Source organism: Desulfobaculum senezii (assembly GCF_054657395.1).
Genome location: NZ_BAAHYU010000003.1, coordinates 490,843 through 517,748, shown reverse-complemented (window position 1 = coordinate 517,748; position 26,906 = coordinate 490,843). Strand labels below are relative to the sequence as shown.

The following is a 26,906-nucleotide window of genomic DNA, read 5'->3' as shown; positions in this document are numbered from 1 at the left end:
TACGCGTAGTAGTAGCTATAGCGTCGTAGCGGGTCAGGTACATACATACAGCACATTCATCCCCCGCCGGCGCAGGAGCCGGCGGGGGATTTTGTTTTCCTAAAGCAGACACAGCGCCGGCCCTGCCCCACTCGGGGACTCCACGAGGAGGAAGGGAAAGATGCACAAAAGCGGCGCGGAAATTGTTATCCGTCTTCTGGAGCGTCAGGGCATCCGTTCCATCACCGGTATTCCCGGTGGAACGAATCTGCCTTTATACGACGCTCTCTCCCAGAGCCCATGCATAAGCCATGTGCTTGCCCGCCATGAACAGGGGGCAGGCTTCATCGCTCAGGGCATGGCTCGTGTCAGCGGCAAACCTGCCGTCCTCTTCGCCACATCAGGCCCCGGTGCCACCAACACCTTGACCGCCATTGCCGACGCCAAGCTGGACTCCATCCCCCTTGTCTGCATCACCGGTCAGGTTCCGCGCTGCCAAATGGGCACCGACGCCTTTCAGGAAGTGGACACCTATGGCTTGTCCGTTCCCATCACCAAGCACAATTTTCTGGTCCGCTCCGCTGAGGAGCTGTTGACCGTTATCCCGGAAGCCTTCCGAATCGCCTCCTCTGGCCGTCCCGGCCCTGTCCTCATCGACATCCCCAAGGACGTGCAGACCGAGACTGTGGACGTTGCAACATGGCCCGAACCGGGCCAGCCGGACCCTGCCCCGGAATTCTCCACAGCCTCGGTCCGCCGGGCGGCAGACCTCATCAACGGCGCAAAGCGCCCCATCCTGTACCTTGGCGGCGGCGTTATCGCTGCCGGCGCGGGCGGCCTTGCCACGCGGCTGGCGGAAAAGGCCGGCCTGCCGGTGACCATGACGCTGATGGGCCTTGGCGCGGTGCCGTCGGACCACCCGCAGTCCATTGGCATGCTGGGCATGCACGCGGCGCGCTACACCAACATGGCGCTTGCGGAGTGCGACCTGCTCATCGCGGCGGGAGTGCGCTTTGACGATAGGGCCACGGGCCTTGCCAAAACGTTCTGCCCGGACGCGGCGATTGTGCACATCGACATTGATGCCAGCGAACTGGACAAAATTAAAAGCTCCTGCCTTGGCATTACGGGCGACATCCGCGAGGTGCTGGAATCGCTTATCCCGATGACGGAGCAGGACGGCCGCCGGGAGTGGACCTCGCGCATTGCGGACCTGAAGACGGCGCACCCTGTGTGCCTGCCGGGTTCGGACAATGCGGAAACACCGTATGGCATCATCCGCCTTGCCGCGCGCCTGACCGGCGACGACACCATCATCACCACGGACGTTGGCCAACACCAGATGCGCACGGCGCAGGCCTACCCCTTCCGCCGCCCGCGGCAATGGCTGACCTCCGGCGGGTTGGGGACTATGGGCTTTGGCATTCCTGCGGCCATAGGCGCAGCCTTAGCCTGCCCGGGACGCATGGTGCTGTGCGTCAGCGGCGACGGCAGCTTCATGATGAACATGCAGGAGCTGGCGACGGCGGTTGAGGAAAACGCCAATATCAAAATTTTGCTGATGAACAACAACGGCCTTGGGCTGGTGCAACAGCAGCAGGAACTGTTCTACAAGGGCAATCTTTTCGCATCGGGATACCGCGCTCCCGTGGACTTTGTGCGCATCGCCGAGGGGTTCGGCATGAAGGCATTCGACCTTGCCGATGGCGACCCGCACGACACGCTGGCCCGGGCCTTCGCAACACCCGGCCCATGCCTTGTCCACGTTCCTATTTTGGAAAAGGAGAACGTGTATCCCATGGTGCCTCCGGGCGCCGCAAACACAGTGATGATTGAAGGAGGCTCCCATGTCACAGCCTGATATCCACGACAGCCTTCTCGACGCGGCACGCACCACGGTGCTGGAACTGTGTGTCAACAACCATCCCGGCGTTATGTCGCACGTGTGCGGGCTGTTTGCCCGCCGCGCCTTCAACGTGGAGGGCATCCTGTGCATGCCCGTGCGCGACGGTTCCAGAAGCCGCATCTGGCTTCTGGTCACACGGGATAATCGACTCGACCAGATGATCAAGCAGGCCCGAAAGCTGGAGGACGTCGTAGACGTCACCCGGCATGACGACGGCCACCACGTGTTTTCCGGGTTGGAAGCATCATTCAGATGACCGCCTGATACACGCCGGGCGCGGGAATAGGGGTATTACCGCGCCTGTGGGCCAGACTCCTTCGGGACGGCTTCGCTCAATAGGGATGAGGGCCGGTGATTCGCAACCACCGGCCCTCCTTTTCGTTCAATTTTCAGGATGTACTGACGCTCACCCTTGGCGCGCTGCGCCTACACGGTCTGCCGCATGCCGCCGATGATGCTGCGGATGCGTTCCACCTCGCCGGACAGGGACGCCACATCCGTTGAGGACTGTTGCATGGCCTGCGCCGTTTCTCCGGCAATCTCGTCTATCTCGGTCGCGGAGTGGGCAATCTGCTCGCTGGCGGCAGACTGCTGCTCGGCGGCGGTGGCGATGTTGCGCACCTTGTCGCTGGTCTCGCCGGTGAGGGCGAGAATGCCCTCCAGCATGCTCCGCGTCTTCTGGGCGAGCTCGGCGCTTTGGCTGACTTCGGTGTCCGCCTTGCCCATGGCCTCCACACTGATGTGCGCCTCGCTCTGAATGGCGGTGATGGCTTCGCCCACTTCACGCGTGGCGGCCATGGTCTTCTCCGCCAGCTTGCGCACTTCGTCCGCGACGACGGCAAAGCCGCGCCCGGCGTCACCGGCGCGCGCGGCCTCGATGGCGGCGTTGAGGGCCAGCAGGTTCGTCTGGTCCGCAATGTCGTTAATGACCGTCATCACGGAGCCAATGCCATCCACGCGGGTGCCAAGGCGGTCCATCTCTCCGCGCAGTTTGGCAATGCTCTCACGCACGGCAACGATGGACTCCACAGACTCGCGCACCACGGCTTCGCCGGATTCCGCTTCCTCGCGCGTTGTCTCGGCGCTGCGGGCGGCGTCTGCGGCGTTCTGCGCCACTTCCAGCACGGTGGCGTTCATCTCCTCAATGGCGGTGACGGTCTCGGTCACGCGGGCCTTCTGAGCGTCGGTACGCTGCATGGAGTCGCGCGTGGCCGTGGTCAGTGCGGAAACGGCCTCGCCCACAACAACGGACGCGGCGGCCGCGTCCTTGGCGGCGGCTTCAATGCGCGCATTCTGCTCGGCCACTGCGGCCTGCTCATGGCGCAGGGCCGTGACGTCGTTCCAGAAGGTGATGCCGCCCACCAACGTGCCGTCCACGCCGTAAAGCGGCTGGACGTCGATGATAAATTCGCCGTCACGGCCATCAAGGCTGGTATAGGAGAAGTTCACGCCCGTGCGGGGCTTTTCGTCCTTCAGCACGGTGGTGAGGATAGTGGGCTTTGATGTGTCGTTAAACAAGAACTGGCTGAGATTCATGCCGATGTAGTCCTTAGGCTCGCCGCCGCGACCTACGTTGCGCAGCATACTGCGGCTGCACGCGGTGATGGACAGATTCACGTCCGTCACGGCAAAGGGATTGGCAATACCGTCGAGGACGGCGGACATGAAGCCCTTTTCCTCCTGCAACTGCTCAATGATGCCTTCGGTCATCTCCTGCACGGTGCGGCCCACGTCGCCAATCTCATCCATTGGCAGACGTCCGGGCTCGGCGCGGAAATCACCTCCGGCCACAGCGCGGACATACTGCGTCACCCGGCGCAGAGGACGCACCACAATGCCATGGGTCAGCCCGTAGAGCACAAGGGCCATGACCACGATGAGCAGCGCAAGCTCCGTGGCAAAGGTCGCGCGCTTGTCGGCAAGGGTGGCGTCCAGTTCCGCCTTGTCCTGCGAAGAACAAATGAACCAATCCGTCTGGGTGTTGCCGCCGCTGAGGACCACGGGGCGCACGTTAACAATGCGGGTAACGCCGTCAATGTCCGCCTCAAACCCGCTGTCGCCGGAACTGATGCGCGAGAGCACATCGCTGTTCTTGCGGGAATAGGCATCGCTGAGAATGGCCTCCGCCTTGGGGTGGGCGATGACGCTGCCGCGTGAATCGCTAAAGAACAGATGCCCGGTCTCGCCAAAGGTCACGGGACGCACAAAGGTCTCCGTGAAGGCAGTCATCTTCAGGGCGAGAATGAGCGACCCCACCAACTGCCCCTGCTCCCGTACGGGCGCGGCCAGCACAAAGATGGGGTTCCCGCGCAGCAGGCTGGGATACACCTCGCTGATGGAGAACGGCGCGCCCTGCGCAAGGGCTACGTTGTAGCTGAGCTGCGTGCCGCCCTTGCCAAGGGTACGGCCCTGCACGGTGTCCACAAAGAACGTACCGTCCGTAATGCCGACCTCGCCCTTGGGCCCGGTGACGCTCACACGCTCGCCCGGGGCAAGGCGCGCGGCAAGGGGAATGTTTTCGTAGATGCCGTAGGTGTCGTGCACCCACTGGAGCACCTCATGCGCGCGTGCGGCCTTGGCGGAGTCCGCAGGGCTTGCGCATGCTTCAACAATTTCACTGCGGCGGGCCAGCGACTGGGCAAGGCGCTTTTGCCCATCAATCCAGCTTTCCAGCGCAGTTGCCGCACCTTGCAGCGCCATATGGGCGTTGGCCCGGGCCATTTCGCGTTCTTCATTGTGCTGCCGCTCGTATTGTATGGTTCCCAGAACCACGCCGAGCACGGACAGGACAATTCCAACCGCTCCGATGTAGCGCAGGGCCACCCTGCGTCCGAGTCTCCTCAACATATTTTTTCCTCTCTGTGCGATGTATAATCGCGTAGTGAATATTGCACTTCTGCACCTCATACACTGAAAGGAAATATCGAGGAATCACGGTTTTTTCTGGCCCAACCACTTTTTTCTCAGCCAAGGCGTAATGCGCGGCGAGAGGGCGCCTGCATCGCCCTGCCTCTATCGGCTGACACGCATGCGGGGACCCCTCCGCACCTTCCGCCATAAAAACGGGCCGGAGGGAATCCCCTCCGGCCCGAAGCTGTTGATTGGCTGAGGCAGACAGGCGCAGCGCCTGCGCCCGGCTAGCGCTGTCTGGTTACCCAGAAGGCCCCGCCAAAGAGCGCGGCGCCCAGCACGCCAAGGAAAATGCCGCACTGCGTCACAAACGCGTCCTGCGCGGCGGTGATGGCGCCTTGCACCTCGGCCTCATCCTGCATGGTGCAAAGGAACCACGTGGTGGCCTTTTTGCCCGTCTTCTCCAAGGGGAAAGTGTGGATAAGACGCCGCGTCCCCTCGAAATCGGCCACAAAGCCACTTTCGCCCTTGGCAATGCGCTGCATCACGTCTCGGTGAGAGACGCCGTAGTCCTGCGGGAAACGATCCAGATTCGGCCCCGCGAGCATTTCCCCGCGTGAGTCGCATAAATACACCCCACCAGTCTCGCCAAAGCTCAAGGGCCACAAAAAGTCGATGGCAAGGTCACGCGCGCCGCACTCCAAAGCCACCGTCGCCACCAGTTCCCCGTCCCACAACACAGGCGCGGCGATGTAAAAACGGGGACTCTCAATGGTAACGGCCGTGTAGGCCTCGCTCACAAAGGTCTTTGCGCCGTTCTCGATGGCCACCTTGTAGGACGTCTCCGGCACCACCTTGCCCAGAAAGTCCCTCTTGGCGAGCGAACCAAGAAGCTGTCCGTCGGGGAGCGTCTCCCCATTGAGCGTTCGGTCGCCCACCGTCGTCACAAGAATATCCAAGACGGGCCGGGACGCTTGAGCCATCCACCCAAGCTGATCGTCCAACTGGTACACATAGCGCATATCATACGGATGATTGACAAGGCCGAGCACCGAGTACGTCGTCGCCAGCGCAACCACCTGTTTACGCTTTTCTTTCATCCACGTGCGTATGCCCGTGGCCGCGCCAAGAGCGCTGCGCTGCGCAATCGCCTCCGCCTGCGCAAAGTGCTGCTCCTGTATGGCATCACGGTGGCGCACGCCGAACCATGCGGTAAACGCCGCGGCAACGGCAAACACCACAAGGGCGTACACAAAAATTTGTTTTCTCTTGCAACCTGTCGTCATTATTTGATCCTTTCCCCTTTTCCTCGCCGCGAAGGCCGGGGGGAGGTGCTCGCAATTGTTCTCACAAAAGCCGCGCACGGTGCGGCTTTCCAGCTGCCTTTCATCGATGGGGAGCAGGCACGCTACAGGAAACACTGACCGCTTGACAAGCATGCCGGGCTTGGGATAGCTCCCTTCCCAACATCTTTGGATACTTCGGCACCGCGTGACTGGCGAGAATTGTGGAACAAACCACAGGGAAGCGCGGCAAGCCATTCCAGCCGCTCGCCTGGGCTGCATCTCCCGATGCCAAACACCTGTTCTCTCTGCGGAGAGACGTGTAAGGGGGAAACGCGCCCATGCAGCAGTCCCATCTCGATCTCCTCAAAGCAAACGACCCGGAAATCCATGCCGCACTGGAAGGCGAAAGCCGCCGCCAGCGCCTTGGCGTTGAGCTGATTCCGTCCGAGAACTACACCTACCCCGAAGTGCTGTGCACCCTCGGCAGCATCTTCACCAATAAGTACGCCGAAGGCTACCCCAGACGCCGCTACTACGGCGGCCAGACCTACACCGACCGCATCGAAGACCTTGCGCGTGAGCGCGCCAAGGCCGTCTTCCGTTGCGAGCACGCCAACGTGCAGCCCCTGTCCGGTTCGCCCATGAATCAGGCCGTCTACCTTGGCCTGCTGGAACCCGGCGACACCATCCTTGCCATGGACCTGTCCCACGGTGGTCACCTGACCCACGGCGCGCCCGTGTCGCACATGGGCAAGCTGTTCAACTTCGTCCGCTACACCACGGACCCCACCGACGGCTCCATCGACTACGACGAAGTCATGCGCCTTGCCAAAGAGACCCAGCCCAAGCTGGTGCTGTGCGGCTACACGTCCTACCCGCGCGACATCGACTACGACGCCTTCAAGGCCATTGCCGACGCCGTTGGCGCCATCACCATGGTGGATGCCTCGCACTTTGCCGGTCTGGTTGCAGGCGACGTGCTGGAAAATCCCTTTGACCACGGCTTCGACATCATGACCACCACGGCCCACAAGTCCCTGCGCGGCCCGCGCGCCGGACTGGTGCTGTGCAAGGAAAAGTTCGCCAAGGCCATCGACAAGTCCGTCTTCCCGGGCTTGCAGGGCGGCCCGCACATGAACACCGTCGCGGGCATTGCCGTCACCCTCGGCAAAGCCATGGAGCCGGAATTCAAGGACTACGCGCAGCAGGTGCTGGTCAACGCCCGCACCATGGCGGACGCCTTCCTCGCCGAGGGCGTGAGCCTTGTCACCGGCGGCACGGACAACCACATGCTGGTGGTGAATACAGAAGAAAGTTTTGGCCTTGACGGCAAGGTGGCCGAGGAACTCCTCGACACCATCTCGCTGACCGTCAACAAGCAGATCATCCCCGACGACCCCAATCCTCCATTGAAGCCCAGCGGAATCCGTATCGGTACACCTGCCGCGACCACACGCGGCATGACCGAGGACCATATGAAGCACCTTGTCCATTGGATGATCCAGACCCTCAAGGCCCCCTCCAACACAGCCCTGCACGCCTCCATCAAGAGCGAGGTGGAAACCCTGTGCAGGGACTTCCCGGTGCCTGGAATCTCGTAGCCACACCCCTCCACGCAACACCCCACACGAAGTAGGCACCGGACGCGTGCCGCCTGCAGATGAAGCGACTGCGGGCGGCACGCTTCTCTTTTTTATGGGGAAGAAGATTTCCCTCGCGCGCTCATCTCGTCACAGCGCCCGTGGGGCGAAGACCATCACTCCTTTTCTCGCTGTCCCCTCCACTGCCCCCCGCCGCAGTTTCAGGGCGCGCCCCGGCACTCCCCCCACGCGCGGGGCGACCTTCTGTCTGAAAGTCACGCCTGCTCTCCCCCGCCACTCCGTCCCCGCAATGCCGCCAACGGCGACACGCCAGCACCTCTCGCCCTACGTCGCCCTGCCCAGTCCAGCAAAAGCGCGCCGAAGCACCTGCCTTCTTCCCTTCCCCCACCACCACACATAAAAAAGCCCCGCCGAAGTCGGCGGGGCTTTTTGGAAGACGAGGCGTGCAGGGAACGGAGGAGGCTGTTCCCGCACCGTGTGGATGGTCCGTACTACCGTCCATCCTCGTCATGATGCTCATGGGATTCATGATAGCCGGTGAACATGCCCTTCACGAGGGAGAGAACATGGTCGCCCGTGGTGCTGAGGTAGATATGGACCACGAGGAAAACCGCGAATCCAAAGGCCAGCACGTAGTGGACCGAGGCAGTCAGCCAGCGTCCCGGGTAGCCCAGTATCGTCTCAGGCGTGAGTTCGGGGAAGAACATCCACACGCCGGAGAGGATGAGCAGCGGCATCATGATGTACATCAGCGGCAGGTACGCCGCCTGCTGCAAGGGGTTAAAGCGCTGGGAGCGGGTCACGCGGAAGGGATGCGCCTCGCCGCGGAAGATGCCCCACAGGTAGAACCGGCCCTGCAGCCACCACCGCACGATAAGGCCGCGCGGATTGGGGATATATTGCTTGATGTTGCCGGTGATGATGGCCATCACGACGAACACGCCGTAGTTGGCAACCAGCATCCAGCCAGCGATGTCGTGCACGCGCACGCTCGCCGCAAAGTCCAGCGTTCCCGGCAATCCGGCAAAATGCAGGCTAAAGCCGGTAACGATGAGCACGATAAACAGCACCGCGTTCAGCCAGTGCCACAGGCGCACGTGCAAGTCGTACACGTATTCGCTGTGCTTCGGGCCGGGCATGTTGCGGCGCTTCAGGCCGGTAACAATGCGCAGGCCGCCATGCAGCAGCACGCCAAACAGCGCGGCCAGCGCCAGCTTAAAGGCCCATGCGTCAAGGATGACGTTGCGCGTTGCGCCGATGACGTAGGAATCCTTGAACAGGCCATCATTGATAAAGCCGAGCTTGTCCACCTCGGGCATAACCGAGGCCGAGGCGTCTGCGCCGGTGGTATCCAGCTTCAGGAGCTTGGTCATCAGCTCGGTATCATCGAACAGGCCCTTGCCGAGGAACTTCCCGGCCACATCGCTGTCCGTCGGGGCCTCGTGCATACGCTCCACCAATGCGGAGCTTGCGCTATGGCAGACGGTGCAGTCCTTGACGGACTCATCCTTGGGCAGGATGCGGTGCATGTCCGTGGTCTGCGCGGGGGTGTGGCACTCCACGCAGCGCACGGCCTTAAAGTGCGCGTCCTTGTTGGGCAGGAAGTCATGCGACAGGTCCTGTTCCCAGACGTCCTTCCCGGACAGCTTCTTGTAGCCGGTCAGGTCGGTATGGCAGGCGAGGCAGGTGTAGTTGTCGAAACGAATCTGCGCCTGCGACGGCTTGGTTGCCGGATCGTTCTCCACCGTGTGGGCATCGTGACAGGAGGCGCAGGTGAACTTGTCGCCCAGCTTCTTCACATGATGGCTTTCGGTAAAGGACGTCTTTATCTCGTTGAAATACTTGCCGTGGCAGTCCGCACAGTCCTTTGCGCCCTTGCCGGAGAGCTTGTGGGGAACAACCTTGAAGTCCTCCTTCGTTCCGGCGCCTTCGTGGCATTCGGTGCACGCCAGTCCACGGTGGGTGCTCTTGGCGAACCGCTCGGCGGGGACGTACAAATCCACCGAGGCTCCCCGCTCCGTGCGCGGAGCGAGGTCAATGTCACCGTGGCACTTCAGGCACTCGGCATTGGCCTCTTTGGCCGGCATCTGCCTGGCCGACAGCGGGGCGGCGGCGAGGAGGCAGAAGAGAAGGGGTAAAAGGACCCCTGCGGCTATTCTGCGCATTGGTTCTATCCTCTATGGTTTATTGGGCGACAGGTCTCTGCCGCAGCCCTATTTCTTGAAGTTCTCGTAGTGGAAGGGATGGCAGGTGTTGCAGTACACCTTGGATTCCTCGTGCTCCTTGTGGCACGTGGTGCAGGGTGCATCCGTTCCATAGTGGGGCGAATTGTGCGGATTATGATCCAGCTTCGCCGTCAGCTGCGCCACCTGCTCGCGCGTGCCATGGCACTTCAGACAGTTTCTGTCGTCGGGCGCGGTGGAGGGGTTGTTGGCCCCGTGGCACAGTTCGCAGTTGGTCCCGTTCTGGTGGACCTTGCGGTGGTAGTCCTTGACGGTCTTGCGGCCCAGCTTGGTGTCAATCCAGAGCTGCATACGCTCCGCCGCACCGGGCTCGTGGGCGACCTTGGTCTCGGCGACCTTTTCCCCGGCGGCAAAGGACGGGGCGAACCAACCGCACATCGAGGCGGAAAGCACAAGGGCGCACATCACGGCTGTGTGCTTCTTCATGGTCGTATCCTGTGGCTGGTGTAGAAATTGACCGTGGCGCCCCGCTTCCCGGGGGGGATGGGGCACCGGGCGCCACGGTCAACCGTTTCGTGATTCAGACTACCTGTCGTATTCCTTCAGGAAGTCGTGGGACGTCTGGATGTCGGGCGTGAAGGGGCGGTCCTTGTCGATGAAGGCCACATCCTTACGGTAGGCGCGGAACATGGCGCCAGTGCCACGACCCAGTTCAATATCGCTCTCGCGCTCGCGCAGGTCGATAGCCTGAGCGGCGTGGTACAGCTCAAGGCCGTAGATGTAGTACATGTTGTCCACAATGCGGGAGAGGCGGTCAGCCACACGCATGGAGTTGGTGGCAGTGTCCTCAATGTTGCCGGCCAGCGGGATGGTGTCCTGAGACACGGGGTTGGCCAGGGAGCGCACGTCGGCGTCCAGAGACACAAAGGGCTTGCCGATGGCGCCGAAGTTGATGGCAACGTCGTCGGCGGCCAGGAAGCGGGACAGATGCGTGAAGTGCGGGTCCACGAGGCGCAGGCAGCGCATGGCGGCGTTGCGGGACACGTGGGACAGGGCAATGCCCAGGTTCTCCATCTTCAGCACCACAGGCAGCGGCTCGAAGTTGGAGGTGGGGAAGATGGCGCCCTTGATGTGGCCGGCGTCAAGGTAGTACTTGGCGACCTGCTCGGGGGTGTCGGCGCTGGGCTCAATGCCCACGACAACGGCGGGGTTGTCGTCGGAGGAGTTGACCTGCACGTTCCACTTGGCCACGGCGTCCTCAAGGGCTTCCATGGCGGCGCCAAAGGTGAAGGCGGTGGTCCGGTAGCTCAGGGGGTCCTGCAGGGCGCGGCCCTTCATGGGCTGCCACAGGTAGCTGCCTTCCAGCTCATCGCGCATAACCTTGGAGGCCTTGGCAAAGCAGGTGAAGGGGCGCACGTCGTTGACCTGCTTCAGGAAGGGAGCAACGTTGCCGTTGAGGCCTTCGAGGGACAGGCCGAAGACAACGGGAGCCACCTTGAGGAACTGCTCGGCTTCGTTGAGGGCGAAGGCGGACTTGGCCATGGCCGGAGCGTTGGTGCTCAGGATGGCGAGGGCGTCCTTGCCGGAGGGCTTCAGGGCCTTGATGCCAGCCTTGGCGAGCGCCTCGGCGCCGGACATACGCTCACCCTGGAAGTCGGCCTTCCACTCGCCCATCATCACGAGGCCGATGTGGGGAGCAAGGGTGATGTCGCATTCGCCAACGGTGCCACGGGAGGGCACGACGGGCAGCAGGTTCTTGTTCAGAAATTCCTTGTAAAGCTCGGCAACGTAGGGCTGGGCGCCGGTACGGCCGCAGAGCATGGTGTTCAGGCGGATGGCCATGGTGGCGCGCACCATGCGGGGCTCCATGTCGGGACCGACGCCAGCGCTGTGAGCGCGCAGGGCATTCACATTGAACTGCTCGGACAGGCGCAGCACCTCGGGGGTGAGCACGCGCTTGCCGCTTTCATCCACGTGGAAGATGGACTTGTCTTTGTTCAGACCAACGCCAACGGTGAGGCCGTACACGGGGCGGCCTTCGGCGGCGAACGCCATGAGCAGCTCGCGGCTGTCCTTGACGCGCTTCATGGCGGTGGTGTCGATGGAGACCTGAGCGCGGCCTTCAGCGATGTCCACAAGCTGTGCGAGATCCATATCGTGACCGTTCAGGGTCACAATCTTGTGGCCGGCCCATGCGGTGCAGGCCATAACCTGCATAGCGGCGAGGCAGATGACGGCTGCCACAAGCCTGCGGGTAGCTTTGAGATGCATTGTTTCCTCCAGTTGAGCTCTTCTGATGTATGTCCAAACCATCGGCTTCCGGGTGACGGAAAAAGTCAGGCCGGGGCGCTCCCTAGCTGACGACCCTCCGCCGTCAACGCGCCCCGGTCGTTCCCAGGAAGACGAAATATCTATGCCTTGCTCAGGGCGGCCTTGCGTCCGGCCAAACGGCCAATGACCAAGGTCTCGGCAACGGCGCAACTGCCCAGACGGCTTGCGCCGTGGGGACCGCCCGTCACCTCGCCGGCGGCGTACAGGCCCGGGATGGGCTGGCCGGAGCGCATGTGCATGACCTGCCCCTCGGTGTTAATCTCCACACCACCCATGGTGTAGTGCACCTTGGGCCAGCAGCGAACGGCGTAGAACGGCCCTTCGTCGAGCAGGACGGCGCGGCCCATGGGCTTGCCGAATTCCTTGTCCTCGCCGGTGCGCACGGCCTCGTTGTAGGTGGCGACCTGCTGCTTCAAGCCCTCAACGGGCATGCCGAAGTGCTTGGCCAGCTCCTCAACGGTGTCAAACTCCCACGCCACGCCGTACTTGAGGCAGGCCTTGAGGGTCTGCGCGCGCTCGGCGCCCTTGGCGTTACAGAACACCACGGGGTAGACGGGGTGCCCCTCGTCGTCGAGGCGGGTCATAACGGCTTCGGCTCTGGCCTTACGGTCGGCCAGTTCGTTGACGAAGCGCTTGCCGGTGCGCACGTCCACCATGATGCCATTGGGGAACCCGGCGATGGTGTTGAACTGCGACACCATGCCAAAGCCCTTCTCGTCCGGGGAGGTCCACGGGCCGAGCTGGATCAGGTTAATCTGCACGGGAGCCGCGCCAACGCCGAACATGGCCTGCATGCCCTCGGACGTTGCGCCCGGATGGTTGGTGGAGTCGATGCGTCCGTCCAGATTGGGGTTTTGCATCATGCGGAAGCGGCGGTCCTGCGAGAAGCCGCCGGAGCACATAATAACGGCCTTGCGGGCGCGGAAGCGGCGCAGCTCGCCTGTGCTCTCGTCCGGGAACTCGTAGCGGTCACGCACGACGAGGCCCATCACGCCACCGTTTTCGTCCATGACAAAATCTTCCAGCTTACAGCGGCTGCGGAAGGCCACGCCCAGCTTTTCGGCGCTCTTCTTCAGGGGGCGGATGATGCCCGCGCCGGAGCTGATGGTGGTCTGCAGGGTACGCGGCACGCTGTGGCCGCCAAAGTGCTGCAGGAACGGCTTGTACTCCACGCCGTGCTCAAGGGTGAACTCGTAGGCGGGACGCGTACCGGCGGCGACAATTTTCAGAAGGCCCATGTGGTTCAGGCCGCGGCCAGCCTTGAGCATGTCCTGGACCATAAGGTCCACGGAGTCCTTGATGCCTTCCTTCTCCTGCAGGGGAGAACCGGCAACGGCAAACGCGCCGCCGTTGATGGCGGAGTTGCCGCCAAAGACGGGCATCTTATCCACGACAAGCACATCCGCTCCGGCCTTACGTGCCTCAAGGGCGGCGGCCATTCCGGCGAATCCGCTGCCGACGACGATTACGTCGTACTCCTTGTCCCACGCACTTACGGGCGTGCGGGATTTCTCCACGGGGACGTCCTTTTTTTCCTCTCCGGTCACGCAGCCCTGGAGCATTCCGGCGGCGAGGCCACCAGCCAGGACCGCCCCGGCGCGCAGCACGTCCCGGCGAGACTTGCGCGCACTCTGGGGTGCGGAGCGCTTCGTTTCGGTTTCTTTCATATCGAGTGAAAGCTCCTTGCTTGCGAAAACTTGCGTCGTGTCGACTCGTTCACGCCCGCCTTATGGCGAACGACCACGCCATAGAGGCAGAAATCGTGCCAACGTTCACAATGAACAAATTCAGGGCCTTACAAACGGCAGCACACAAAAAACGCGAAATATAGCGATTGACATGTGCGACATTTCGCACTAATCGCGATATTTCGCGTTTCATTCGTCACGGAGTCTCCATGAACACAAATGATTTTTTCCACCACGCCACAGTGCGCATCTGCGGCAGCCTCGACATCGAAAAAGCCCTCTACGACTGCTGGAAATACTTGCGCCAGCATATTCCGGCAGATGGTATGTACATTAACATGTTCCGCCCAGACGTAAAGGCAATTCGCTTCATCGCGCGGGCCGATGCGGGCGGCGGCAACCCCATGAACGAGCAGGTCGCCATCACCGACGACATGTGCCGCACCCTGCTGGAACCGGATCGGCCACGAATCCGCATCCTTGCCGACCTGGACGACGATCCCGTCACCGGGCGCGTGGCCGGAACCATCTATCCGGTGGACACATCAATTCTGCTCATGCGCATGATGATTGAGGACCGCCACCTTGGCGTTGTGGGCCTGCACGCCCACGGGCGCGGGCGGTTCCACTCCGGGCACGGCACCCTACTCAGCCTGCTGCACGAGCCCTTTGCCATTGCCACGGCAAACGCCCTGCGCCACCGCAAGCTCCTGCGCACCAACTCCCGCCTGACGCGGGAAAACCAGATCCTGCGCGAGCAGCTGTCCGAAAGCCGCAGCGGCGCGGTCATCGGCGACGAAGGCGGCCTGCAAACCGTGATGAAACGCGTGGCGCAGGTGGCGCCGCTGTCCAATACCGTGCTGCTGCTGGGCGAAACCGGCGTTGGCAAGGAGGTCATTGCCAGCGTCATCCATGCGCGTTCGCCGCGTCACGACGGCCCCTTTATTAAGGTCAACTGCGGCGCAATACCCGAATCCCTCATGGACTCCGAACTCTTCGGGCACGAGCGCGGCGCGTTTACCGGGGCAACCCACGCCAAGAAGGGCGTGTTTGAGCAAGCTCACGGCGGCACCCTGTTTTTGGATGAAATAGGCGAACTGCCGCAGAGCGTGCAGGTGCGCCTGCTGCGCGTTTTGCAGAACCATCAGGTGACGCGCGTTGGCGGCAGCATGCCGCGGGACGTGGACATCCGCATCGTCACCGCCACCCACCGCAATCTGCAAAAAATGGTGGAACTCGGCTCCTTCCGCGAGGACTTGTGGTTCCGCCTCAACGTCTTTCCCGTCACCATTCCGCCCCTGCGCGAGCGCCCGCAGGACATCCCGGATTTGGTGACGTGGTTCTCGGCGCGCGCCGCACGGCGCCTGAGCCTTAGCCGCGTGCCCGACGTCCCGCCCGAGGAAATGCAGCGCCTTATGGCCTACTCCTGGCCCGGCAACGTGCGCGAGCTGGAAAACTGTGTGGAACGCGCCATTATCCTCTCCGGCGGCGCCACCCTGCACTTCGACTGGCTGGCCCAGACGCCCCCGCGCCCCCAGCCCTGCCCGGACCCGCAGGACGCGCCCTTTACTCCGCGTACGCTGGACACCGTCATGGCCAACCACATCGCCGCAACGCTGGAGCAGACCAAGGGGAAAATCCATGGTCCCGGCGGCGCGGCGGAGCTTCTGGGCCTCAATCCCAGCACCCTGCGCAGCCGCATGAAGAAGCTGGGCATCTGCCGCGAGCACGGCTAACAGCGCGGCAATGGCGCGACGCGCGGCGGCGACCCGCCACCCGTGGTCACCCTCTTTCCTCACCGCACACCACAACCACCATTTGCCCACAGCGAGGACACCATGTGCGACATCACCACCCGCGCCGAGCGCGCCCTGGAGCGCGCCAAACGCATCATCGCCGACACCCGCATTCTGGACATCTGGCCCAGCCACGGTTGCCGCATCAATACTGTCGGCTCCGTGCGCACCGGCCTTATCATGGACCATTTGGACATTGATTTTCATATCTACTCCACGGACTTCCGCCTTGCTGACAGCTTTGCCGCCATTGCGGAGCTGGCGGAGAATCCGCGCATTACACGCATCACCTACGACAACCTGCTCCGCACCGAGGAGCAGTGCGTGGAATGGCACGCGTGGTACCGCGACGAAGACGGCGACGACTGGCAAATCGACATGATCCACATCCTTGAGGAGTCGCCCTTTGCGGGATATTTCGAAAAGGTGGCGGACCGCATCAGCGCGCGGCTGACGCCGGAGACCAAGGCCGCCATCCTCGCTATCAAGCACGCCCTGCCCCCGGAGGACAAGGTGCCAAGCATCAGCGTGTACCGGGCCGTGCTTGAGGGCGGCGTCCGGACGGAAGACGCCTTCCGCCAGTGGCTTGCGGCCAACCCGCCCCGCGGCATTGAAGAGTGGATGCCCGAGTAGGCCCCACCAGCTATTACCTCAGATGCGTACAACGCACGCGGCAGCGCCCCGGTGCGCAGGCGCGTCGCCCATGACCATTTCTTGCGCCGCGCACCGGTTATGAACAGCACTTGTTTTTCACGTGTCCACGGGCTTCCCGCCCGGTAATTGCCCAAACAAAAAGGGGCCTGCGCAAAAGCGCAGGCCCCTTTTTATCTCGCCCAAAGAAAAATCGTGAACACAAACTACTCGCAGAAGACCTCGAGCAGGCTGAACACGACGCCGCAAGCAAAAAGCTGGCTCATCAGGGCGGGTACGTTCACCACGCAGCGGCGGCCAAAGCGCCGGGGCGGAGTGCAGATAAAGGAATAATTATGGGATGCGACCTGTCCCTTACGCCGCATGACGTACGGGGGGAAGAGAACCATAAACACCACAACCGCAGCACCAAGTATGAGAACTGCTTCGTGCACCTTTTTCCTACCTGCCTTGTGTAAAGGGTTTGTTCCTAAAAGCACAAGCTCCACAATAATGGCGGTCGCAAATAAAACGGCCACCGGAAGCCCGGATGCCATTCTCGCTCCACCTGCGCGGGAAACACTGGATTTTTGGGTCGGCTCCCTTTGAGAAATTCGTCACGAAGGCGACAGGGAGGAGCCCGGGGGAAAAAATACGCGCCAAGCTGAATGTGCTTGGCGCGTGGATATTTTTATGAGTGGTGGAGCTGAGGAGAATTGAACTCCTGACCTCTTGAATGCCATTCAAGCGCTCTCCCAACTGAGCTACAGCCCCACTCGGCGGAAATGGAAAATGCCGAAATGGCGGCTCCTTGTCAACAGGAAATTTTCCTCTCCGCGAATTTTTTGCAAAAGTCGCCTCATTGCGGACGGTTGCAAAAACGGCCCGGGGCGGGCCTTTGCCGCCCGAATCCGGCGCCAAAGCACCCCGCCCGCGGCCGGGGCAGACTCCCCCTAGCGCGGGCGCTCCGTCGCCGCCATGCAGCGACTGGCGCGCTGGCGTGGGCACGCGGAGCCGGCCATGGACGGCGGCGACACGCCCCAGATGGTCAGCGCCCCGCGCCAAAGCCTTTGCCCGCCCAGCCCACGCGCGGCTCCATGGGGCAACATGAGACAACATGGGGGGGGCACCAAGGGGCAGGCCTCTGCCGCCACGCCAAAGCCCAGCCTCCCGCCAACGCTCACGCAGGCAGGGGGCAACTCGACTCCGCCACGGCGCAGCAGGGCGCCCTGCGGCGCCGCCTTACGCCTTAGGCAAGGCGGCTGCCGTTTGGCACGTCGCGTTCAGGCACGGCCAGCACAACGGCGCCGTCCTCACGGTGGAAGCCCGTCAGCAGGAATTCCGACTTCATGGGACCAATCTGCTTCACCGGAAAGTTGACCACGCCCACCACCTGACGCCCTACCAGCTCTTCCGGCTCGTAGATGTCCGTCACGCGGGCGCTGGTTTTCAACACGCCGATGTCGCCGCCAAAATCCGCCCACACCTTATGCGCGGGCACCCGCGCTTCCGGGAAGGCTTCCGCCTGCACCACCGTGCCGACGCGGATTTCAACCTTTTCAAAATCAGCCCATGAGAGTTCTCTGGTCGCGGTGTCCTGCATCGTCTTCTCCTGTGCGGGGCCAGCGCCGCCGCATGCGCCGTTAGTTCTTCATCTGATGGATAGGGGCCGGGATGCGCCCGCCAAGGGCAATGAAGTCCTCGGAACCCTGCATTTGCGGCACGGCCATAATCTTGGCCTCGCCAAGCAGGCCGCCCCACGACACGCTATCGCCGACGCCCTTGCCCGGAACCGGGATAATGCGCGCGGCGGTGGTTTTGGAGTTGATCATACCGATAGCCATCTCGTCCGCGATGATGGCGGAGATGGTGGAGGCCGGTGTATCGCCGGGGATGGGCACCATGTCGAGACCCACAGAGCACACGCAGGTCATGGCTTCCAGCTTTTCAAGGCTCAGCTTGCCCGTGGCCGCGGCCTCGGCAATGTTGAGGTCCTCGGACACCGGAATAAACGCGCCGGACAGGCCGCCCACGTGGGAGGACGCAAACGCCCCGCCCTTTTTCACGGCGTCGTTCAGCATGGCCAGCACGGCGGTGGAGCCGGGCGCGCCAATGGAGGACAGGCCAAGGCTCTGGAAGATTTCGCCCACGCTGTCGCCCACCTGCGGGGCCGGAGCCAGCGATAGGTCCACCACGCCAAAGGGCAGGTTCAGCTTGCCCGCCACCTCGCGGCCAATAATTTCGCCGACGCGGGTGACCTTGTAGGCCGTGCGCTTGATGACCTCGGACAGCTCGCCAAGGTTGAACTCCGGATTCGCCTCGCGGGCGCGGTCAATGGCCTTGCGCACCACGCCGGGGCCGGAGACGCCAACGCTCACCACAGCGTCAGGCTCGCCAACGCCAAGGTAGGCGCCCGCCATAAACGGCACGTCCTGCGGGATATTGGCAAAGACGACCAGCTTGGCGCAGCCAATGCCGCCACGGTCGGCGGTGCGGTCGGCGGCCTTGCGGATGGTCTCGCCCATGAGGGCCACGGCGTCCATGTTGATGCCGGTCTTGGAGGTGGCAACATTGATGGAGGAGCACACGCGCTCGGTCACCGCAAGTGCTTCGGGCAGGGCCTCAATAAGGGCGCGGTCGCCCGAGGTCATGCCCTTGTCCACCAGCGCGCCAAAGCCGCCGAGGAAGTCCACCCCGGCGTCGCGCGCGGCTTCGTCCAGTACGCAGGCGGCGCGGACCATCTCGTCGGGGCCGAAGGCCGCACCCACAACGCCCATGGGCGACACGCTGATGCGCTTGTTCACCACGGGGATGCCGTACTTGTCGCCCACCTCGTCGCAGTAGGCGACCAGCTTTTCGGCGTGGCGGCTGATTTTGTCGCGCACCTTGGCGGCAAAGCGGTCAAAGTCGTCGCATGCGCAGTCAAAGAGGCTGATGCCAAGGGTCACGGTGCGCACATCGAGATGCTCGTTGCGCAGCATATTCAGAGTGCTGAGCACTTCGCGGTCTGTCAGCATTGGTTCTATCCTTGTGTAAAGATTCGGGTGCGGGGCCTACAGCGGCTCAACACGGTGCATGGCCTCGAAGATGTCCCTGTGCTGCAGGGTTACGCTCAGGCCAAGGCGCTCGGCCTCGGCAGCCAGCGCGGCGCGGATCTCCGCCACATCAACCGACACGGGCAGGGAAATCTCAAAGCCGATGATCATACGCTCCGAGTCCGCCGTACGCGGCAGGGCCTTCAGGTTCTCGATGTTGACGCCGTACTGGGCCAGCACGCCGCTGACGCCCGCGATGATGCCCTTTCGGTCCATGCCGATGAGGGTGACCACAAAGGGTTCGGCCTCCGGGGCGGGGCTGGCGGCGTCCGCGCCAAACTCCCGCAGGGTAAAGCTCATATCGTACGAGGCAAGGCCGCTTTCCAGCTTGCCGCGCACTTCATCCAGCCCCATCTCCTGCGGAAAGCTGGCGATGACAATCATCGCAAACTCCGTCTGCAGGATGGTCTGGGTGATTTCCTCAATATTCGAGTCCAGCTTGCAGAGCAGGTCCGCAAGGCTATGCAGGACGCCGGGGCAGTCGCGCCCCAAAAACGATACGACGATCTTGCGCATTGGTGTCTCCCATTTTGTCCGCTGGTCGCGGAATGTTCAGCCAAGGCATGTAAAGTCTGCGCGGTTTTGTCAAGAAAAGCGCATCATTGCACAGCGCGCCTACTGCGCCTGCAATACATGCTCGCGCCATATGAAACCCGGCAAAAAGGCCAGCGCCCCGGCGTCTACGCGCCCTCGCCCAGCGCGCGCACGGCCTCGTACCGCCAGCAGTCTACCAAATGATCATTCACCATGCCCATGGACTGCATAAAGGCGTACATCACCGTCGGCCCCACAAAGCTAAAGCCCCGGCGTTTCATATCCTTGGACATCGCCACGGAGATATCCGTCTGCGCCGGAACCTCCTCCATGGTGCGCCACGCGTTCTGGATGGGGCGTCCGTCCACAAAGCCCCACAGGTAGGCGTCCAGCGAGCCAAACTCCTCACGCACGGCCAGTGCGGCGCGGGCGTTGTTCACAGCGCTGCGGATTTTCGCCTTGTTGCGGATGATGGCCGTATTTTCGGCAAGGGCGGCCATGCGCGCGTCGTCAAAGGCCGCCACCGCCGCCATGTCGAACTCATCAAATGCGGCGCGGTAGCCCTCGCGGCGCTCTAAAATGGTCCGCCAACTCAGCCCCGCCTGCGCGCCCTCCAGAATGAGGAATTCAAACAGGCGGGCGTCGTCGTGCTCGGGCACGCCCCATTCCTCGTCGTGGTAGCGCACCATTCCTTCGGTGCCACGCGCCCACGCGCAGCGTCTCATATCGCTCATTTCTCCGCCTTTTCAGCATGTTGTGGCATAGCATCCGCCCTGCGGCGCATTTCTTCTTTACTTGCGGCGAACAAACGGTACCGTTGGACGCCGGTTCGCATTTCAACCACAAAGGACTCCCCCGTCAATGAAACCTGAAACGACATCGCACCTCGGCCTCGCCGCGGCGGCCTCCGCCTTTATCGCATGGGGCCTGCTCCCCATCTACTGGAAAGCTCTCGACGCCGTTCCCGCTTCGGAAATCCTGTGCCACCGCATTGTGTGGTCCGCACCCTTTGTCGCCATACTGCTCACGGCCTCGCGCCGCTGGAACGAGGTGCTCACCGCCCTGCGCTCGCGGCGCACGGCGTGGCTGCTCACCATCTCCAGCCTGCTCATTGGCGCCAACTGGTTTACCTACATCTGGGCCGTGAATTCCGCCCATGTCATCGAGGCCAGCCTTGGCTACTATATCAACCCGCTGGTCAGCATGCTCCTTGGGTTCATCTTCTTCCGCGACAGGCTCTCGCGCATGCAGACCTTTGCCATTTGCCTCGGCGTGGCGGGCGTGCTCATGGAGCTGTGGGAATTTGGCCGCGTGCCGTGGATTGCCCTTGTCCTTGCGCTGAGCTTTGGCCTGTATGGCCTCGTGCGCAAGGTGGCGGTGGTGGAGGCCCTGCCCGGCCTGTTTGTGGAGACTCTTGCCCTCAGCGTGCCCGCCGTGGCCTACCTTGCCATGCTGGAAACGCAGGGTAATGCCGCCCTTGGGCATGTGGCGCTGTCCACGGACGCTCTGCTGGTGGGCGCGGGCGCCATTACCTCGCTGCCGCTGGCGGCCTTTGCCTTTGGGGCGCGCCGCCTGCGCCTGACGACCATTGGCATTTTGCAATACATCGGCCCCACGGGCATGTTCCTGCTTGGCGTCTTTCTGTACGGCGAGCCCTTCAGCATGTCGCGCCTGTGGACCTTTGCCTTTATCTGGACGGGCGTCATCGTCTACACCGTGGACAGCCTGCTGCGCTACCGCACCGAGCACGGCCACCGCGTGTAGCCCCTACCCCATCAGCTTTTCTGCGGCGCGCTGTCCCCCCGGATGGCGCGCCGCGCTGTAACCGCCCCCAGCCCTGTCACAAAAAAACCGGGAAGCGCTTTCGCACTCCCCGGTTCCTTCTCAGCCGTATGATATCGTACTAGCCATCAATCCACTGCACATCCGGCGCCATACGCGGCGGAATGGCGCCAAAGCGGCGCTCCGGGTGCCCCAGCATGAGGACGGCGTGAACCACGGCATCATCAGGAACGCCCAAATACTGCCGCAGGGGCGCATGGCCGTTGATGGCGTGGGTGACATACCCGGCCCAGCATGCGCCAAGGCCCGCGGCGTGGGCGGCAAGCTCCATATGCGCGGCGGCCACGACGGCGTCCTCGCCGGGGGTTGCGCCCTCGCGCGGGGCGTAGGCAATAGCCAGCGCCGGAGCGTTGCGGCAGATGAGGTCGCTGCCCGCACGGCAGGCGCGGACCACACCGCGCAGGTGCAGCTGCTGCACCAGAGGGTGCTTTTCATCCACCTTTTCCTGCATCCAGTCGGCGGCGTGGGCCACCACGCGCTGCACGGCCTCCGGCGTCGCCACCATGGACCATTTGACGCGGCGCTCATTATGACCGGAGGGCGCATAGGCCGTCAGGTCCACAAGGCGCTCCAGCATGTCTCGCTCCACGGCCTGCTCCGTAAAGGCGCGCACCGAACGGCGCGACTGCATCAGCGCCTCGGCATCGCTGAGGCCGGGCAGGTCCTTGCGGCGAAAGCGCGTTGCATCGCGGCCCTCAAAGGCCGTCAGCGTTACCGCGCCCGTGGGGCAGATGGCCATACAGTGGCCGCAGTGAAAGCACCGCTCCGCGCGGCGCGGATGCGGGCCAACCTCTCCCGTCGTCTTCTTATGGACAATCACGCCAAGGGGACAGTCCGCGGCGCACAGGCCACAGGCCACACACTTCTCGGCATCTATCGCTATGGGTGTCTTTGATACTTGCATACGCACCTACTTAGTCGTTTTTCACCAAAGCGCAAGTCCGGCGCTAATGGCCCGTCAGCTTTGGATTTTTGCAAATTCGCCGCAGTAGCATACCTATTTCGGAGCCGATACGCCACCCTTGGCCGCCGCGCAGACGGGCACTCCACACCGCAGCCACAACCTGCTACCATGGCTTCCTGCGCCGCCAGCACCCCGCGTCTGGCGCCACTTCGGGCCGCCGCGCCCCGCACCTTCAACCCGCACGACACAGCTATGCCAAACAGAAACGACTCCGGCCTGCCCAATCTGGAATTTCAAATGCTGATGCTCATTCTGGCGGAAAAGCGCACCGCGCATACCACCCTGCGCTCCGGTGTTTCCCTGTGCGCCTTTCAGCTGGCTATCCTGTCCTTTTTGGTGGCAACATCGCCGTACTACGACGTGGCCTCCAACGTCATCCTGCTCAGCCTTATCGGCGTCATGTGCACAGGCCTTATTGGCCTCGGGCTATACCTTATGCGCCGGGGCTGGGTGCGCATCCTTTTCCATGACAAACAGATGTCCAAAATTCTGGAGCGCAACCCCATGCTGGCGGAGCTTTTCTACCACAAGTCGCGCATGGAGAAGCTGGGCTAGCACGCAAAAGCGCCCGCGCGAACGGCGTTCGCGCGGGCGCTGTCATATCTGCTTCACCGGCGCGGGGTGCGCCGCTAGCGGGCCAGCATCTCCTGCGCCATCTTGCGCGCGCCGCCAAGGTCGGTCTTGCCCGTGCCAAGGCGGGGAATCTCCTCCACGCTCAGGAAGGTGGACGGCACATTCAGCGCGTCGGTCCCGTCCTCCAGCATGGCGGCCTTAAGGGTGGCGGGCTTGTCCATACCGCTTACCAAGGCCACCACACGCTCACCCTTGCGGGCGTCCGGCACGGCCACGGCCACCACGTCCACTTCTTCGGGCGCGACGCGGTTCATGGCGTCCTCCACGGCGGTCAGGCTGACCATCTCGCCGCCAATCTTCGCAAAGCGCGAGTACCTGTCCAGAATGATCAGAAAGCCGTCCTCGTCCAGACGGCCCTTGTCGCCGGTCTTGTACCAGCGGATGCCCTCCTTCTCCACGATAACGCTCTTGGTGCGCTCCTCGTCGCCAAGGTAGCCTTTCATAATCTGCGTGCCGCCGATGAGGATGAGTCCGGCCTCGCCCTCGGGCAGGTCCTCCAGCGTTTCGGGGTCCACAATGCGCAGGGCGCTGCCGGGCAGGGGCAGGCCAACGGTGCCGGGCTTGGAACCAATCTGCACGGAGAAGTCCTTGGTATTCAGGACGTCTGTGGTATTGACGCTGGCCACCGGGGTCGTTTCCGTGGTGCCGTAGCCCTCGTAGATTTCCAGACCGAACTTGTCCCGGAAGGCCACGCGGGTCTCCTTGCTCAGGCGCTCGGCCCCGGCCACCACAAGGCGCAGAGAGGCGAACATCAGCGGATGCAAGCGCCTGTTGCGCGTGTACAGGCCAAGGAAGGTCGGCGTTGCGCACAGGAAGGTCACCTGATGCCGCGCCACAATGCGCCCGATATTGCGCGCATCCGTCGGGTCCGGGTGACACACCACGGGGATGCCCTCCAAAAGCGGCAGGAAGGTGGTCACGGTAAGGCCAAAGGCGTGGAACAGCGGCAGCGTTCCAAGGATGACGTCATGGTCCTGCGCGTTGAGCAGATTGGACACCTGCTTCACGTTGCCCATGATGTTCTCGTGCGAGAGCATAACGCCCTTGGGCGTGCCCTCGGAGCCACTGCTGAACAGGATGGCCGCCGTATCGCCAAGGTTCACCCGCCGCACAAACAGCAGACGCAGCACCCACACCGGCAGGGCCTCCATGGCCAGCATGGTGACGATGAACTTCCGCTTGCTGATGTTCTCGCGCATGTCCTCCATGAGGAAGACGTCCATGCCCTCAAGCACGGCGCGCAGGTCAAAGCCCTTGGCCTTCAGCTTGGTCAGGAAGGTGCGCGAGGTGACAACCGTGCGGATTTCCGCGCGCTCCACGGCGCTGCGGATGGCGTCGGTGCCGGATGTATAGTTGAGGTTCACCACGGTCTTGCCGCGCATGAGCAGGGCCAGATTGGCGATGGCGCCGCCCGCGCTGGCAGGCAGCAGCAGGCCTACATTCTGCTGGCCGCGGACGCGGTTTCGCAGCATGCGCGAGGCCAGCACCGTGGTGGTGAGCAGCCTGCGGTAGGTCAGGTCCGCGCCTGTGGAATCCGCCAGCGCATGGCGGCCCATGTAGGTCTTGGCGGTCTTGAGCCATGCCACGGGCAGGGTGTCAAACGTTTCGGCGTATTCCTTCCACGCGTCGATGGACAGACGCGCCACGGCGTTTTTCACATCAAGGGCCGAGGCCTCGGAGGACAGCGGCTCCCCAAAGCAGATGGTCACGTCGCGGGTGCGGCGGATGCGGGACATCTCACGAAAACGCGTGGTGGCGAAGGAGAAGGCGCTGCCCCACAGCCCGCGCAGGTAAAAGGGCACGATAACGCAGTTGGACTGGCGGGCCGGCCCCTGAAAGCCGCGCTTAAACTCGCCCAGCTGGCCGTTCCGGCTGATGGCGCCCTCGGGGAAGATGACGACGCACTCGCCGTTTTCCAGCGCGGCGCTGATGGCCTTCAGGGCGGCCTTGTTGGCGCGGGCGGAGATAGGAATAACGCCCAGCCAGCGCAGGAACCACTTCAGGTACCACCGCTCGTAGATTTCCTTGTCCATGACAAAGCGCATGCGGCGCGGCACGCCAAGGGACAAAATAGCCCAGTCAATCCAGCTGACATGGTTGCCAAGCAACAGCACGCCGCCCTCGGAGGGCAAATTGTTGATGCCGGAGACGGACACCTTGTAGCGCTGGGAAAAAATCAGGCGGAGCAGGTAGCGGAACAGGGACTGTGGGAGCTTGTACAGGGTATACAGGGTACCGCACAGCACCACGGCGGAGAGCATATAAAACAGCGGCACACTGCCAACGCCCACATGGGACAAGCCAAAGGTCAGCCCCAGGAAGGTGAGCATGCCGATGTTCTGCAGAAAGTTGTTGCCCGCCAGCACCTTGCCCATGTTCTCCTTGCTGGCCGCAAACTGCAGCAGGGAGTTGAGCGGCACAATGAGCAGGCCGCCGCACACGCCGTAGACAAACAGCAGCGAGCCAAGGACGAACTTGCTCTCAATGGACGGCAGCAGCAGCAGGCTGACGGCCATGCCGATGGCGCCAAGGGGAATGGTTCCGGTCTCGATGTAATTGCGCGAGCAGCGCCCCGCAACGGCGGAGCCAAGGATGATGCCAAGGCCGCCGATAGCCAGCATCCCCTGCGCCACCACGGTGTTCATCTCGCCCGTCACTTCCTTGAGGTAGGCGCCAAAGGCGGCCAGCACCACCTGATTCACGGACCAGAACACCATCAGGCCAATGATGGACAGCCAGATGACTTCCTTGCCGCGCAGCAAGTTCAGGTTAGCGCGCAGGTAGCCGCCATGCAGATAGGTGGACAGGTCCAGCTTGGAGGATGGGTCGCCCGCCTGCTTTTCGGGCAGGCTGAAGGCGATGGCCGTTTCCATCACCGCGCCAACGATGAGAAAATAGCCGCACGGGGCAATCTGGCGCAAAATCTCGGCCGGGGTAGCGGCGTCGCTGACAAGGAAGGCCTCGAAAAAGCCGGAAAAGATGACCGCGCCGGCAAGGATGGCCACAATGGTCACCGCCTGCACGGCGGCGTTGGCCGGGGCAAGGCCTTCCTTGCCCGTCATTTCCTTAATGTAGCCGTACTTGGCAGGCGAATAGAAGGCGCTCTGCACCGCCAGCAAAAAGGTCAGGGCAAAGGCGGGCCAGAACAGGCCCATGTAGTAGCACACCGTAATGCCCACCGTAATGGGGATGGACAGCCCGGCGCAGACCTTGATGACCTTGTCCTTGGGGTAGCGGTCGGACAAAAAGGCCGACGGCGTGAAAAGCAGAATAAACGGCAACAGGATAAGCGCGTTGACGAGGGCCGTCAGCGCAATCTGCTCCGTTCCGGAAAACGTCTTGAACACGGTGTTCTGGATGACAATCTTGTGCCCCAGATCCGTCACCGCGTTCAGCAGGACAACCAGTATATATGGCAGGAAACCACCAATCTTCCAAATACTCTGCATGCTCTCGTTCCTTTCTTGTGCCTGCCCGGGATGGGAATACGTGCGGAAATCCCCTCTGGTAGAGGAAACTGCGAATTCCTGCAACACGGGGCTTTGCCGCGCCGCCACCGGGGGCAGACGCATGGGCATGATACCACGT

Annotated in this window: 20 protein-coding genes, 1 tRNA gene and 1 riboswitch; of the genes, 7 read left to right on the top strand and 14 right to left on the bottom strand. The window is 62.8% G+C overall.

Features of this window, described 5'->3' with window-relative positions:
* Positions 1 to 160: 160 nt before the first annotated feature.
* Together ilvB and ilvN are read left to right on the top strand one after the other, a co-directional pair.
* Positions 161 to 1,840, top strand: coding sequence for an acetolactate synthase large subunit (gene ilvB, locus ACYQ2T_RS11415; protein ID WP_459900670.1), 1,680 nt, complete (start codon positions 161 to 163; stop codon positions 1,838 to 1,840).
* The gene (gene ilvN / locus ACYQ2T_RS11410; protein WP_459900668.1) at positions 1,827 to 2,141 is read left to right on the top strand and encodes an acetolactate synthase small subunit; all 315 of its coding nucleotides are present in this window, start codon (positions 1,827 to 1,829) and stop codon (positions 2,139 to 2,141) included. The genes ilvB and ilvN overlap by 14 nt, the downstream gene beginning before the upstream one ends.
* Positions 2,142 to 2,311: 170 nt before the next feature.
* On the opposite strand, the gene ACYQ2T_RS11405 is transcribed toward ilvN, so the two are convergent.
* Positions 2,312 to 4,732, bottom strand: coding sequence for a methyl-accepting chemotaxis protein (locus tag ACYQ2T_RS11405; protein ID WP_459900666.1), 2,421 nt, complete (start codon positions 4,730 to 4,732; stop codon positions 2,312 to 2,314).
* Between the two features lie 290 nt (positions 4,733 to 5,022).
* Positions 5,023 to 6,021, bottom strand: coding sequence for a cache domain-containing protein (locus ACYQ2T_RS11400; protein ID WP_459900665.1), 999 nt, complete (start codon positions 6,019 to 6,021; stop codon positions 5,023 to 5,025).
* A gap of 195 nt (positions 6,022 to 6,216) precedes the next feature.
* Positions 6,217 to 6,302, top strand: a riboswitch (ZMP/ZTP riboswitch).
* A gap of 57 nt (positions 6,303 to 6,359) precedes the next feature.
* Between ACYQ2T_RS11400 and ACYQ2T_RS11395 the strand changes: the two genes are divergently transcribed.
* Positions 6,360 to 7,622 carry a serine hydroxymethyltransferase gene (locus ACYQ2T_RS11395; protein WP_459900663.1) on the top strand — a complete coding sequence of 421 codons (1,263 nt, stop codon included), beginning with the start codon at positions 6,360 to 6,362 and terminating at the stop codon, positions 7,620 to 7,622.
* 491 nt (positions 7,623 to 8,113) lie between these two features.
* Here ACYQ2T_RS11395 and ACYQ2T_RS11390 read toward each other — a convergent pair whose 3' ends face one another.
* The 4 genes from ACYQ2T_RS11390 to ACYQ2T_RS11375 all read right to left on the bottom strand — a co-directional run bounded on the left by ACYQ2T_RS11390 (position 8,114) and on the right by ACYQ2T_RS11375 (position 13,803).
* Entirely contained in the window at positions 8,114 to 9,787 is a 1,674-nt protein-coding gene (locus ACYQ2T_RS11390) for a cytochrome b/b6 domain-containing protein (protein WP_459900662.1), read from the bottom strand.
* Positions 9,788 to 9,835: 48 nt separating this feature from the next.
* Positions 9,836 to 10,291 (bottom strand): cytochrome c3 family protein, encoded by a 456-nt coding sequence (locus tag ACYQ2T_RS11385; RefSeq protein WP_404843680.1) that lies wholly within the window; start codon positions 10,289 to 10,291, stop codon positions 9,836 to 9,838.
* Positions 10,292 to 10,390: 99 nt separating this feature from the next.
* Positions 10,391 to 12,076, bottom strand: coding sequence for an HAL/PAL/TAL family ammonia-lyase (locus tag ACYQ2T_RS11380; RefSeq protein WP_459900661.1), 1,686 nt, complete (start codon positions 12,074 to 12,076; stop codon positions 10,391 to 10,393).
* A gap of 140 nt (positions 12,077 to 12,216) precedes the next feature.
* On the bottom strand, positions 12,217 to 13,803 hold the full coding sequence (locus ACYQ2T_RS11375; protein ID WP_459900660.1) for a flavocytochrome c: 1,587 nt from the start codon (positions 13,801 to 13,803) through the stop codon (positions 12,217 to 12,219).
* Between the two features lie 230 nt (positions 13,804 to 14,033).
* Between ACYQ2T_RS11375 and ACYQ2T_RS11370 the strand changes: the two genes are divergently transcribed.
* Both ACYQ2T_RS11370 and ACYQ2T_RS11365 read left to right on the top strand, forming a co-directional pair.
* Positions 14,034 to 15,560 (top strand): sigma 54-interacting transcriptional regulator, encoded by a 1,527-nt coding sequence (locus ACYQ2T_RS11370; RefSeq protein WP_459900658.1) that lies wholly within the window; start codon positions 14,034 to 14,036, stop codon positions 15,558 to 15,560.
* Positions 15,561 to 15,662: 102 nt separating this feature from the next.
* Entirely contained in the window at positions 15,663 to 16,253 is a 591-nt protein-coding gene (locus tag ACYQ2T_RS11365; RefSeq protein ID WP_459900656.1) for a hypothetical protein, read from the top strand.
* 224 nt (positions 16,254 to 16,477) lie between these two features.
* On the opposite strand, the gene ACYQ2T_RS11360 is transcribed toward ACYQ2T_RS11365, so the two are convergent.
* The 6 genes from ACYQ2T_RS11360 to ACYQ2T_RS11335 all read right to left on the bottom strand — a co-directional run bounded on the left by ACYQ2T_RS11360 (position 16,478) and on the right by ACYQ2T_RS11335 (position 20,613).
* Positions 16,478 to 16,807 carry a hypothetical protein gene (locus ACYQ2T_RS11360; protein WP_459900654.1) on the bottom strand — a complete coding sequence of 110 codons (330 nt, stop codon included), beginning with the start codon at positions 16,805 to 16,807 and terminating at the stop codon, positions 16,478 to 16,480.
* 141 nt (positions 16,808 to 16,948) lie between these two features.
* Positions 16,949 to 17,024: transfer RNA gene (locus tag ACYQ2T_RS11355), tRNA-Ala, on the bottom strand.
* 475 nt (positions 17,025 to 17,499) lie between these two features.
* A complete protein-coding gene (locus ACYQ2T_RS11350; protein ID WP_459900652.1) occupies positions 17,500 to 17,853 on the bottom strand; it encodes a tRNA-binding protein in 354 nt (117 codons plus the stop codon).
* Between the two features lie 40 nt (positions 17,854 to 17,893).
* Positions 17,894 to 19,267, bottom strand: a complete 1,374-nt coding sequence (locus ACYQ2T_RS11345; RefSeq protein WP_404843687.1) for a PFL family protein — start codon at positions 19,265 to 19,267, stop codon at positions 17,894 to 17,896.
* Positions 19,268 to 19,303: 36 nt separating this feature from the next.
* Positions 19,304 to 19,861 (bottom strand): glycine cleavage system transcriptional repressor, encoded by a 558-nt coding sequence (locus ACYQ2T_RS11340; protein WP_459900651.1) that lies wholly within the window; start codon positions 19,859 to 19,861, stop codon positions 19,304 to 19,306.
* Positions 19,862 to 20,025: 164 nt separating this feature from the next.
* Positions 20,026 to 20,613, bottom strand: coding sequence for a DNA-3-methyladenine glycosylase I (locus tag ACYQ2T_RS11335; RefSeq protein WP_459900650.1), 588 nt, complete (start codon positions 20,611 to 20,613; stop codon positions 20,026 to 20,028).
* A gap of 127 nt (positions 20,614 to 20,740) precedes the next feature.
* Here ACYQ2T_RS11335 and rarD point away from each other — a divergent pair, with 127 nt between their 5' ends.
* Positions 20,741 to 21,643: an EamA family transporter RarD gene (gene rarD / locus ACYQ2T_RS11330; RefSeq protein ID WP_459900649.1), complete on the top strand. Its 903-nt coding sequence runs from the start codon at positions 20,741 to 20,743 to the stop codon at positions 21,641 to 21,643.
* 139 nt (positions 21,644 to 21,782) lie between these two features.
* Here the strand turns inward: rarD and ACYQ2T_RS11325 are convergent, their stop codons facing one another.
* Complete coding sequence (locus ACYQ2T_RS11325; protein WP_459900647.1) at positions 21,783 to 22,625, bottom strand: nitroreductase family protein; 843 nt, start codon at positions 22,623 to 22,625, stop codon at positions 21,783 to 21,785.
* A 252-nt stretch (positions 22,626 to 22,877) separates the two neighbouring features.
* Between ACYQ2T_RS11325 and ACYQ2T_RS11320 the strand changes: the two genes are divergently transcribed.
* Complete coding sequence (locus ACYQ2T_RS11320; protein WP_404843693.1) at positions 22,878 to 23,240, top strand: hypothetical protein; 363 nt, start codon at positions 22,878 to 22,880, stop codon at positions 23,238 to 23,240.
* A gap of 74 nt (positions 23,241 to 23,314) precedes the next feature.
* Here ACYQ2T_RS11320 and ACYQ2T_RS11315 read toward each other — a convergent pair whose 3' ends face one another.
* Positions 23,315 to 26,767 (bottom strand): acyl-[ACP]--phospholipid O-acyltransferase, encoded by a 3,453-nt coding sequence (locus tag ACYQ2T_RS11315; RefSeq protein WP_459900645.1) that lies wholly within the window; start codon positions 26,765 to 26,767, stop codon positions 23,315 to 23,317.
* Positions 26,768 to 26,906 lie beyond the last annotated feature (139 nt).

Excerpts from the sequence above, each read along its gene's own strand:
- ACYQ2T_RS11365 (WP_459900656.1), top strand. The coding sequence starts at position 15,663 with ATGTGCGACATCACCACCCGCGCCGAGCGCGCCCTGGAGCGCGCCAAA.
- ACYQ2T_RS11400 (WP_459900665.1), bottom strand. The coding sequence starts at position 6,021 with ATGACGACAGGTTGCAAGAGAAAACAAATTTTTGTGTACGCCCTTGTG.
- ACYQ2T_RS11375 (WP_459900660.1), bottom strand. The coding sequence starts at position 13,803 with ATGAAAGAAACCGAAACGAAGCGCTCCGCACCCCAGAGTGCGCGCAAG.
- ACYQ2T_RS11370 (WP_459900658.1), top strand. The coding sequence starts at position 14,034 with ATGAACACAAATGATTTTTTCCACCACGCCACAGTGCGCATCTGCGGC.
- ACYQ2T_RS11315 (WP_459900645.1), bottom strand. The coding sequence starts at position 26,767 with ATGCAGAGTATTTGGAAGATTGGTGGTTTCCTGCCATATATACTGGTT.
- ACYQ2T_RS11380 (WP_459900661.1), bottom strand. The coding sequence starts at position 12,076 with ATGCATCTCAAAGCTACCCGCAGGCTTGTGGCAGCCGTCATCTGCCTC.
- ilvB (WP_459900670.1), top strand. The coding sequence starts at position 161 with ATGCACAAAAGCGGCGCGGAAATTGTTATCCGTCTTCTGGAGCGTCAG.
- ACYQ2T_RS11325 (WP_459900647.1), bottom strand. The coding sequence starts at position 22,625 with ATGCAAGTATCAAAGACACCCATAGCGATAGATGCCGAGAAGTGTGTG.
- ACYQ2T_RS11340 (WP_459900651.1), bottom strand. The coding sequence starts at position 19,861 with ATGCGCAAGATCGTCGTATCGTTTTTGGGGCGCGACTGCCCCGGCGTC.
- ACYQ2T_RS11385 (WP_404843680.1), bottom strand. The coding sequence starts at position 10,291 with ATGAAGAAGCACACAGCCGTGATGTGCGCCCTTGTGCTTTCCGCCTCG.
- ACYQ2T_RS11320 (WP_404843693.1), top strand. The coding sequence starts at position 22,878 with ATGCCAAACAGAAACGACTCCGGCCTGCCCAATCTGGAATTTCAAATG.
- ilvN (WP_459900668.1), top strand. The coding sequence starts at position 1,827 with ATGTCACAGCCTGATATCCACGACAGCCTTCTCGACGCGGCACGCACC.
- ACYQ2T_RS11335 (WP_459900650.1), bottom strand. The coding sequence starts at position 20,613 with ATGAGCGATATGAGACGCTGCGCGTGGGCGCGTGGCACCGAAGGAATG.
- ACYQ2T_RS11395 (WP_459900663.1), top strand. The coding sequence starts at position 6,360 with ATGCAGCAGTCCCATCTCGATCTCCTCAAAGCAAACGACCCGGAAATC.
- ACYQ2T_RS11360 (WP_459900654.1), bottom strand. The coding sequence starts at position 16,807 with ATGGCATCCGGGCTTCCGGTGGCCGTTTTATTTGCGACCGCCATTATT.
- ACYQ2T_RS11350 (WP_459900652.1), bottom strand. The coding sequence starts at position 17,853 with ATGCAGGACACCGCGACCAGAGAACTCTCATGGGCTGATTTTGAAAAG.
- ACYQ2T_RS11405 (WP_459900666.1), bottom strand. The coding sequence starts at position 4,732 with ATGTTGAGGAGACTCGGACGCAGGGTGGCCCTGCGCTACATCGGAGCG.
- ACYQ2T_RS11345 (WP_404843687.1), bottom strand. The coding sequence starts at position 19,267 with ATGCTGACAGACCGCGAAGTGCTCAGCACTCTGAATATGCTGCGCAAC.
- rarD (WP_459900649.1), top strand. The coding sequence starts at position 20,741 with ATGAAACCTGAAACGACATCGCACCTCGGCCTCGCCGCGGCGGCCTCC.
- ACYQ2T_RS11390 (WP_459900662.1), bottom strand. The coding sequence starts at position 9,787 with ATGCGCAGAATAGCCGCAGGGGTCCTTTTACCCCTTCTCTTCTGCCTC.